Consider the following 8,986-nt stretch of genomic DNA (forward strand, 5'->3'; position numbering starts at 1 on the left):
GTCTGGGTATTGGCGAAGCGCCATTTATGCCTGCGGGAGTAAAGTCGATCACCGACTGGTATGCACAAAAAGAACGCGGCACGGCGCTGGGGATTTTTAACTCATCTACCGTTATCGGTCAGGCTATCGCGCCTCCTGCTCTTGTATTGATGCAGCTGGCATGGGGCTGGCGGACGATGTTCGTTATCATCGGCGTGGCAGGGATTCTGGTTGGGATCTGTTGGTACGCGTGGTATCGCAACCGGGCGCAGTTTGTCCTGACTGACGAAGAACGGACGTATCTCTCCGCGCCGGTTAAACCGCGTCCACAGCTGCAATTTAGCGAGTGGCTGGCGCTGTTTAAGCATCGGACAACTTGGGGGATGATTTTAGGTTTCTCTGGCGTCAATTATACCGGTTGGCTCTACATTGCGTGGTTACCCGGTTATTTGCAAGCCGAACAAGGTTTCAGTCTGGCGAAAACCGGTTGGGTAGCGGCGATTCCTTTCCTCGCGGCGGCGGTCGGGATGTGGGTTAACGGTATTGTGGTCGATCGGCTGGCGAAAAAAGGCTACGACCTGGCGAAGACGCGTAAAACGGCTATTGTCTGCGGTTTGATGATGTCGGCATTAGGCACGTTGCTGGTCGTGCAATCTTCCTCGCCAGCTCTGGCGGTAGCGTTTATCTCAATGGCGCTGTTCTGCGTGCATTTCGCGGGAACGTCTGCATGGGGACTGGTGCAGGTGATGGTGTCAGAAACAAAAGTGGCTTCCATCGCCGGGATTCAAAACTTTGGCAGTTTTGTTTTTGCTTCCTTTGCTCCGATCGTAACCGGTTGGGTAGTGGATACCACACACTCGTTTAATCTGGCGCTGGTTATCGCGGCCTGTGTGACGTTCACCGGGGCGCTGTGTTACTTCTTTATTGTCAAAGATCGCATTGAGTAATCGTTACTATCAGGCTCTCTTGCTGTGGGCCTGTAGAATAAAAAAAAGCGGATCCTGGAGATCCGCAAAAGTTCACGTTGGCTTTAGTTATTCGAGTTGAGAAACTCTCGAAACGGGCAGTGACTTCAAGGGTTAAAAGAGGTGCCGCTCCGTTTCTGTGAGCAATTATCAGTCAGAATGCTTGATAGGGATAATCGTTCATTGCTATTCTACCTATCGCCATGAACTATCGTGGCGATGGAGGATGGATAATGAATATTCGTGATCTTGAGTACCTGGTGGCATTGGCTGAACACCGCCATTTTCGGCGTGCGGCAGATTCCTGCCACGTTAGCCAGCCGACGCTTAGCGGCCAAATTCGTAAGCTGGAAGATGAGCTGGGCGTGATGTTGCTGGAGCGGACCAGCCGTAAAGTGTTGTTCACCCAGGCGGGAATGCTGCTGGTGGATCAGGCGCGTACCGTGCTGCGTGAGGTGAAAGTCCTTAAAGAGATGGCAAGCCAGCAGGGCGAGACGATGTCCGGACCGCTGCATATTGGTTTGATTCCTACGGTTGGACCATACCTGCTACCGCATATTATCCCGATGCTGCACCAGACATTTCCAAAGCTGGAAATGTATCTGCATGAAGCACAGACCCACCAGTTACTGGCGCAACTGGACAGCGGCAAACTCGATTGCGTGATCCTCGCGCTGGTGAAAGAGAGCGAAGCATTCATTGAAGTGCCGTTGTTTGATGAGCCAATGTTGCTGGCTATCTATGAAGATCACCCGTGGGCGAACCGCGAATGCGTACTGATGGCCGATCTGGCAGGGGAAAAACTGCTGATGCTGGAAGATGGTCACTGTTTGCGCGATCAGGCAATGGGTTTCTGCTTTGAAGCCGGGGCGGATGAAGATACACACTTCCGCGCGACCAGCCTGGAAACTCTGCGCAACATGGTGGCGGCAGGTAGCGGGATCACTTTATTGCCAGCGCTGGCTGTGCCGCCGGAGCGCAAACGCGATGGGGTTGTTTATCTGCCATGCATTAAGCCGGAACCACGCCGCACTATTGGCCTGGTTTATCGTCCTGGCTCACCGCTGCGCAGCCGCTATGAGCAGCTGGCAGAGGCCATCCGCGCAAGAATGGATGGCCATTTCGATAAAGTGTTAAAACAGGCGGTTTAAACCGTTTAACGCAGCTACCCGATAGGCTTCCGCCATCGTCGGGTAGTTAAAGGTGGTGTTGACGAAGTACTCAATAGTGTTGCCGCCACCTTTCTGTTCCATAATCGCCTGACCGATATGAATAATTTCGGCAGCGCGCTCGCCAAAGCAGTGAATACCCAGAATCTCTTTTGTTTCCCGATGGAACAAAATTTTCAGCGTGCCCACGTTCATGCCGACGATTTGTGCACGTGCCAGATGTTTGAACTGGGCGCGGCCCACTTCATACGGCACTTTCATCGCGGTCAGCTGCTGTTCGGTTTTGCCCACAGAGCTGATTTCCGGGATGGTGTAAATGCCGGTAGGGATATCTTCAATCAGATGTGCGGTGGCTTCGCCTTTTACCAGCGCCTGCGCGGCAATGCGCCCCTGGTCATAGGCCGCTGATGCCAGGCTCGGATAACCAATCACGTCGCCCACCGCGTAAACGTGCGGCTGTGCGGTCTGATACATGCTGTTGACCTTCAGCTGTCCGCGACTGTCAGTTTCCAGCCCAATGTTCTGTAACGCCAGCGAATCGGTATTACCGGTACGACCGTTGGCATAGAGCAGGCAGTCAGCTTTCAGTTTTTTACCCGACTTCAGATGCATGATCACACCGTCGTCACAGCTTTCGATCTTCTCGTACTCTTCGTTGTGACGAATCACTACGCCACTGTTCCAGAAGTGATAGGAGAGAGAATCTGACATCTCTTGATCGAGAAATGCCAGCAGGCGATCGCGGGTGTTGATCAGATCCACTTTTACATCCATACCGCGGAAGATCGACGCATATTCACAGCCGATCACTCCAGCACCATAGATAAGTACATGGCGCGGTTCGTGGTGCATGCTAAGAATTGAGTCGCTGTCGTAAATGCGTGGATGGGTGAAATCAACATCTGTTGGATGATATGGACGAGAGCCGCAGGCAATAACAAATTTTTCAGCGGTTAGTGTTTCAACGCTGCCGTCCGGGCAATCCAGCGCCAACGTATGCTCGTCAACAAAGCGAGCGTTCCCCTGCAATATTTCACAGTGATTACGTTCGTAAAATCCCTGACGCATGCGCGTTTGTTGATTAATCACGTTATCGGCATGGTTAAGGATATCGGCAAAAGAAGAGCGGAGCAGTCGGGAATGGTCGCTGTATAGTGGGTTTTGATTGAATTCTATAATGCGGCTGACGGCGTGACGGAGAGCTTTCGACGGGATGGTGCCCCAGTGGGTGCAACCGCCGCCAACATTTTGATAACGCTCGATAACTGCGACGCGCGCACCTTGCTTAACCAGGCCCATTGCAGCGCCTTCGCCGCCGGGGCCGGAACCTATTACTATGGCATCGTAATCGTAGGAATGTGGCATGGTAGGGCTTACCTGTTCTTATACATAAAAGCAACAGAATGGTAACATTCTATCGCGGGTAAGCCAATTGATCCCCGTCATTTATCTGGCTATATCCTGAGTGGCCTTTGCTTTGTCTGTTTCTTACTTTTGCCCTGACGTTTTATTGGATTTTTATCGACGATACTCTCCGTTTAAGCGGCAGGTTTCCGCTGTACGTAAAAGAACCGGCCAGTAAATATGTTTTATTGCGTTACCGTTCATTCACAATACTGGAGCAATCCAGTATGTTCATTCTCTGGTATAGTGCCAGCAGTACTTTTGGCAAGGATTCAGACATCGTGATGGGCGTAAGAGCGCAACAAAAAGAAAAAACCCGCCGTTCGCTGGTGGAAGCCGCATTTAGCCAATTAAGTGCTGAACGCAGCTTCGCCAGCCTGAGTTTGCGTGAAGTGGCGCGTGAAGCGGGCATTGCTCCCACCTCTTTTTATCGGCATTTCCGCGACGTAGACGAACTGGGTCTGACCATGGTTGATGAGAGCGGTTTAATGCTACGCCAACTCATGCGCCAGGCGCGTCAGCGTATCGCCAAAGGCGGGAGTGTGATCCGTACCTCGGTCTCCACATTTATGGAGTTCATCGGTAATAATCCTAACGCCTTCCGGTTATTATTGCGGGAACGCTCCGGCACCTCCGCTGCGTTTCGTGCCGCCGTTGCGCGTGAAATTCAGCACTTCATTGCGGAACTTGCGGACTATCTGGAACTCGAAAACCATATGCCGCGTGCGTTTACTGAAGCGCAAGCCGAAGCAATGGTGACAATTGTCTTCAGTGCGGGTGCCGAGGCGTTGGACGTCGGCGTCGAACAACGTCGGCAATTAGAAGAGCGACTGGTACTGCAACTGCGAATGATTTCGAAAGGGGCTTATTACTGGTATCGCCGTGAACAAGAGAAAACCGCAATTATTCCGGGAAATGTGAAGGACGAGTAATGAAACAAGCAAATCAAGATAGAGGTACGCTGCTGCTGGCGTTGGTTGCTGGCTTATCGATTAATGGTACTTTCGCAGCGCTGTTTAGCTCCATTGTGCCATTTTCTGTATTCCCGATTATTTCCCTGGTGCTGACGGTTTACTGCCTGCATCAACGTTATCTTAATCGCACCATGCCGGTAGGCTTGCCGGGTCTGGCAGCTGCCTGTTTTATTCTCGGCGTACTGCTGTACAGCACGGTAGTTCGTGCGGAATATCCGGATATCGGCTCTAACTTCTTCCCGGCAGTACTCTCCGTCATTATGGTGTTCTGGATTAGCGCGAAGATGCGTAACCGTAAGCAGGAAGTTGCTGAGTAATCGGTATCATGCCGGATGCTGGCGCATCCGGCATGGGTTTTACTTCGCGGTCAGTAATACGCCGCACTCCATATGGTGCGTGTAGGGGAACTGATCAAACAGAGCCAGACGTTCGACCTTGTGCGTCTGGCTTAATGTTTCCAGATTTTTGCATAACGTTTCCGGATTACAGGAGATATACAGAATACGTGGATACGCCTGCACCATTTTCTCGGTTTCACTGTCCAGACCGCTGCGCGGTGGGTCGACAAAAATGGTTTCGAACTGATAGCTCTTTAAGTCGATCCCTTGCAGGCGGTTAAACTCGCGCACACCATTCATCGCCTGAGTAAATTCTTCTGCCGCCATACGAATAATTTGTACGTTATCAATATGGTTAGCGGCAATGTTGTATTGCGCGGCAGCGACTGACGGTTTGGCGATTTCGGTGGCTAATACCCGATCAAAATTGCGCGCCAGCGCTAATGAAAAGTTACCGTTGCCGCAGTACAGCTCCAGTAAATCGCCTTTTGAGCCTTTGGTTACGTCCAGCGCCCATTCCAGCATCTGAATATTCATCGCCGCGTTCGGCTGGGTAAAGCTGTTTTCTATCTGACGATAGATCATCTCTTTCCCTGCGACCGGCAGACGCTCGTCGATGTAATCTTGATCCAGCGCGATTTTGGTTTTCGTTGCCCGACCAATCAGATGCACATTCAGATTCTGCGCGCGCAGTGCATCGCGCAGTGCTTCCGCTTCCTGACGCCACTCATCATCCAGCTTTTTATGGTACAGCAGGGAAACCACCGCCTGATTACTCAGCGTGGTGAGGTAATCAATCTGGAACAACTTGTGGCGCAGAACGGGATTATTACGCACACCCGCAATCATCGCCGTCATCAACTGGTTGATGAGTTCACTGGCGGCGGGGAAGCTATCCACGCGGATGCGGTTTTTGGTTTGTTGATCGAAAATGATGTGATACAGGTCATCGCCATCGTGCCAGATGCGGAACTCCGCGCGCATCCGGTAATGACTGACCGGCGAGCGAAACACTTCCGGAACCAGGTCAGAAAACGGTGCCATCATACTTTGCAAACGTACCACTTTTTCGGCTAACTGCGCTTCATACTGTTCTGTTGGAAGGTGTTCGGGGGTCATGATGTATCCTGAAAAATTAAAGTACGCGGCGATTGTAGGGATTGCTCATCAGATGTCCAGATCTTGATGAATTCCTATTTGTGAGCTACGTCTGGACAGTAACTTGTTACAACCTGTAGCATCCACTTGCCGGTCCTGTGAGTTAATAGGGAATCCAGTGCGAATCTAGAGCTGACGCGCAGCGGTAAGGAAAGGTGCGATGATTGCGTTATGCGGACACTGCCATCCGGTGGGAAGTCATCATCTCTTAGTATCTTAGATACCCCTCCAAGCCCGAAGACCTGCCGGCCAACGTCGCATCTGGTTCTCATCATCGCGTAATATTGATGAAACCTGCGGCATCCTTCTTCTATTGTGGATGCTTTACAATGATTAAAAAAGCTTCGCTGCTGACGGCGTGTTCCGTCACGGCATTTTCCGCTTGGGCACAGGATACCAGCCCGGATACTCTCGTCGTTACTGCTATCCGTTTTGAACAGCCGCGCAGCACTGTGCTTGCACCAACCACCGTTGTGACCCGTCAGGATATCGACCGCTGGCAGTCGACCTCGGTCAATGATGTGCTGCGCCGTCTTCCGGGCGTCGATATCACCCAAAACGGCGGTTCAGGTCAGCTCTCATCTATTTTTATTCGCGGTACAAATGCCAGTCATGTGCTGGTGTTAATTGATGGCGTCCGCCTGAATCTGGCGGGGGTGAGTGGTTCTGCCGACCTTAGCCAGTTCCCTATTGCGCTTGTCCAGCGTATTGAATATATCCGTGGACCGCGCTCCGCTGTTTATGGTTCCGATGCAATAGGCGGGGTGGTGAATATCATCACGACGCGCGATGAACCCGGAACGGAAATTTCAGCAGGGTGGGGAAGCAATAGTTATCAGAACTATGATGTCTCTACGCAGCAACAACTGGGGGATAAAACACGGGTAACGCTGTTGGGCGATTATGCCCATACTCATGGTTATGATGTTGTTGCCTATGGTAATACCGGAACGCAAGCGCAGACAGATAACGATGGTTTTTTAAGTAAAACGCTTTATGGGGCGCTGGAGCATAACTTTACTGATGCCTGGAGCGGCTTTGTTCGCGGCTATGGCTATGATAACCGTACCAATTATGACGCGTATTATTCTCCCGGTTCACCGTTGCTCGATACCCGTAAACTCTATAGCCAAAGTTGGGACGCCGGGCTGTGCTATAACGGCGAACTGATTAAATCACAACTCATTACCAGCTATAGCCATAGCAAAGATTACAACTACGATCCCCATTATGGTCGTTATGATTCGTCGGCGACGCTCGATGAGATGAAGCAATACACCGTCCAGTGGGCAAACAATGTCATCGTTGGTCACGGTAGTATTGGTGCGGGTGTCGACTGGCAGAAACAGACTACGACGCCGGGTACAGGTTATGTTGAGGATGGATATGATCAACGTAATACCGGCATCTATCTGACCGGGCTGCAACAAGTCGGCGATTTTACCTTTGAAGGCGCAGCACGCAGCGACGATAACTCACAGTTTGGTCGTCATGGAACCTGGCAAACCAGCGCCGGTTGGGAATTCATCGAAGGTTATCGCTTCATTGCTTCCTACGGGACATCTTATAAGGCACCAAATCTGGGGCAACTGTATGGCTTCTACGGAAATCCGAATCTGGAGCCGGAGAAAAGCAAACAGTGGGAAGGCGCGTTTGAAGGCTTAACCGCTGGGGTGAACTGGCGTATTTCCGGATATCGTAACGATGTCAGTGACTTGATCGATTATGATGATCACACCCTGAAATATTACAACGAAGGGAAAGCGCGGATTAAGGGCGTCGAGGCGACAGCCAATTTTGATACCGGACCACTGACGCATACTGTGAGTTATGATTATGTCGATGCGCGCAATGCGATTACCGACACGCCGTTGTTACGCCGTGCTAAACAGCAGGTGAAATACCAGCTCGACTGGCAGTTGTATGACTTCGACTGGGGTATTACTTATCAGTATTTAGGTACTCGCTATGATAAGGATTACTCATCTTATCCTTATCAAACCGTTAAAATGGGCGGTGTGAGCTTGTGGGATCTTGCGGTTGCGTATCCGGTCACCTCTCACCTGACAGTTCGTGGTAAAATAGCCAACCTGTTCGACAAAGATTATGAGACAGTCTATGGCTACCAAACTGCAGGACGGGAATACACCTTGTCTGGCAGCTACACCTTCTGAACCACGTCCCACCGTGCTGGTGTTTGACTCCGGCGTCGGTGGGTTGTCGGTCTATGACGAGATCCGGCATCTCTTACCGGATCTCCATTACATTTATGCTTTCGATAACGTCGCTTTCCCGTATGGCGAAAAAAGCGAAGCGTTTATTGTTGAGCGAGTGGTGGCAATTGTCACCGCGGTGCAAGAACGTTATCCCCTTGCGCTGGCTGTGGTCGCTTGCAACACCGCCAGTACCGTTTCACTTCCTGCATTACGCGAAAAGTTCGACTTCCCGGTTGTTGGTGTCGTGCCGGCGATTAAACCTGCTGCACGTCTGACGGCAAATGGCATTGTCGGATTACTGGCAACCCGCGGAACAGTTAAACGTTCTTATACTCATGAGCTGATCGCGCGTTTCGCTAATGAATGCCAGATAGAAATGCTGGGCTCGGCAGAGATGGTTGAGTTGGCTGAAGCGAAGCTGCATGGCGAAGATGTTTCTCTGGATGCACTAAAACGTATCCTACGCCCGTGGTTAAGAATGAAAGAGCCGCCAGATACCGTTGTATTGGGTTGCACCCATTTCCCTCTACTACAAGAAGAACTGTTACAAGTGCTGCCAGAGGGAACCCGGCTGGTGGATTCTGGCGCAGCGATTGCTCGCCGAACGGCCTGGTTGTTAGAACATGAAGCCCCGGATGCAAAATCTGCCGATGCGAATATTGCCTTTTGTATGGCAATGACGCCAGAAGCTGAACAATTATTGCCCGTTTTACAGCGTTACGGCTTCGAAACGCTCGAAAAACTGGCAGTTTTAGGCTGATTTGGTTGAATGTTGCGCGGTCG

Annotated in this window: 8 protein-coding genes and 1 riboswitch; of the genes, 6 read left to right on the forward strand and 2 right to left on the reverse strand. The window is 51.2% G+C overall.

Going from position 1 to position 8,986, the window contains the following annotated elements; genetic code table 11:
* Both ACUU1M_RS16970 and oxyR read left to right on the forward strand, forming a co-directional pair.
* Window positions 1-926, forward strand: a 926-nt coding sequence (locus ACUU1M_RS16970) for an MFS transporter (RefSeq protein WP_449144698.1), incomplete at its 5' end; no start/stop codon positions are given.
* A gap of 251 nt (window positions 927-1,177) precedes the next feature.
* The gene (oxyR, locus tag ACUU1M_RS16975) at window positions 1,178-2,095 is read left to right on the forward strand and encodes a DNA-binding transcriptional regulator OxyR (RefSeq protein ID WP_001025932.1); all 918 of its coding nucleotides are present in this window, start codon (window positions 1,178-1,180) and stop codon (window positions 2,093-2,095) included.
* On the opposite strand, the gene sthA is transcribed toward oxyR, so the two are convergent.
* Window positions 2,078-3,478, reverse strand: coding sequence for a Si-specific NAD(P)(+) transhydrogenase (gene sthA / locus ACUU1M_RS16980; protein WP_001120816.1), 1,401 nt, complete (start codon window positions 3,476-3,478; stop codon window positions 2,078-2,080). The genes oxyR and sthA overlap by 18 nt on opposite strands.
* 320 nt (window positions 3,479-3,798) lie before the next feature.
* Between sthA and fabR the strand changes: the two genes are divergently transcribed.
* Window positions 3,799-4,449, forward strand: a complete 651-nt coding sequence (fabR, locus tag ACUU1M_RS16985) for an HTH-type transcriptional repressor FabR (RefSeq protein WP_001309117.1) — start codon at window positions 3,799-3,801, stop codon at window positions 4,447-4,449.
* Entirely contained in the window at window positions 4,449-4,808 is a 360-nt protein-coding gene (locus ACUU1M_RS16990; RefSeq protein ID WP_000806412.1) for a YijD family membrane protein, read from the forward strand. Before fabR ends, ACUU1M_RS16990 begins: the two co-directional genes overlap by 1 nt.
* Before the next feature lie 39 nt (window positions 4,809-4,847).
* Here the strand turns inward: ACUU1M_RS16990 and trmA are convergent, their stop codons facing one another.
* A complete protein-coding gene (gene trmA, locus ACUU1M_RS16995) occupies window positions 4,848-5,948 on the reverse strand; it encodes a tRNA (uridine(54)-C5)-methyltransferase TrmA (RefSeq protein WP_000186990.1) in 1,101 nt (366 codons plus the stop codon).
* A 113-nt stretch (window positions 5,949-6,061) separates the two neighbouring features.
* Window positions 6,062-6,251, forward strand: a riboswitch (cobalamin riboswitch).
* Between the two features lie 65 nt (window positions 6,252-6,316).
* Here trmA and btuB point away from each other — a divergent pair.
* Together btuB and murI are read left to right on the forward strand one after the other, a co-directional pair.
* Complete coding sequence (gene btuB / locus ACUU1M_RS17000) at window positions 6,317-8,161, forward strand: TonB-dependent vitamin B12 receptor BtuB (protein WP_000591335.1); 1,845 nt, start codon at window positions 6,317-6,319, stop codon at window positions 8,159-8,161.
* Window positions 8,106-8,963: a glutamate racemase gene (murI, locus tag ACUU1M_RS17005; protein ID WP_000201819.1), complete on the forward strand. Its 858-nt coding sequence runs from the start codon at window positions 8,106-8,108 to the stop codon at window positions 8,961-8,963. Before btuB ends, murI begins: the two co-directional genes overlap by 56 nt.
* The last annotated feature ends 23 nt before the right edge of the window (window positions 8,964-8,986 follow it).

Source organism: Shigella sp. SIG6 (assembly GCF_053555815.1).

Bases quoted from the DNA above. Each gene is read 5' to 3' on its own strand.
- oxyR (WP_001025932.1), top strand. From the start codon at position 1,178: ATGAATATTCGTGATCTTGAGTACCTGGTGGCATTGGCTGAACACCGC.
- sthA (WP_001120816.1), bottom strand. From the start codon at position 3,478: ATGCCACATTCCTACGATTACGATGCCATAGTAATAGGTTCCGGCCCC.
- ACUU1M_RS16990 (WP_000806412.1), top strand. From the start codon at position 4,449: ATGAAACAAGCAAATCAAGATAGAGGTACGCTGCTGCTGGCGTTGGTT.
- trmA (WP_000186990.1), bottom strand. From the start codon at position 5,948: ATGACCCCCGAACACCTTCCAACAGAACAGTATGAAGCGCAGTTAGCC.
- btuB (WP_000591335.1), top strand. From the start codon at position 6,317: ATGATTAAAAAAGCTTCGCTGCTGACGGCGTGTTCCGTCACGGCATTT.
- murI (WP_000201819.1), top strand. From the start codon at position 8,106: ATGGCTACCAAACTGCAGGACGGGAATACACCTTGTCTGGCAGCTACA.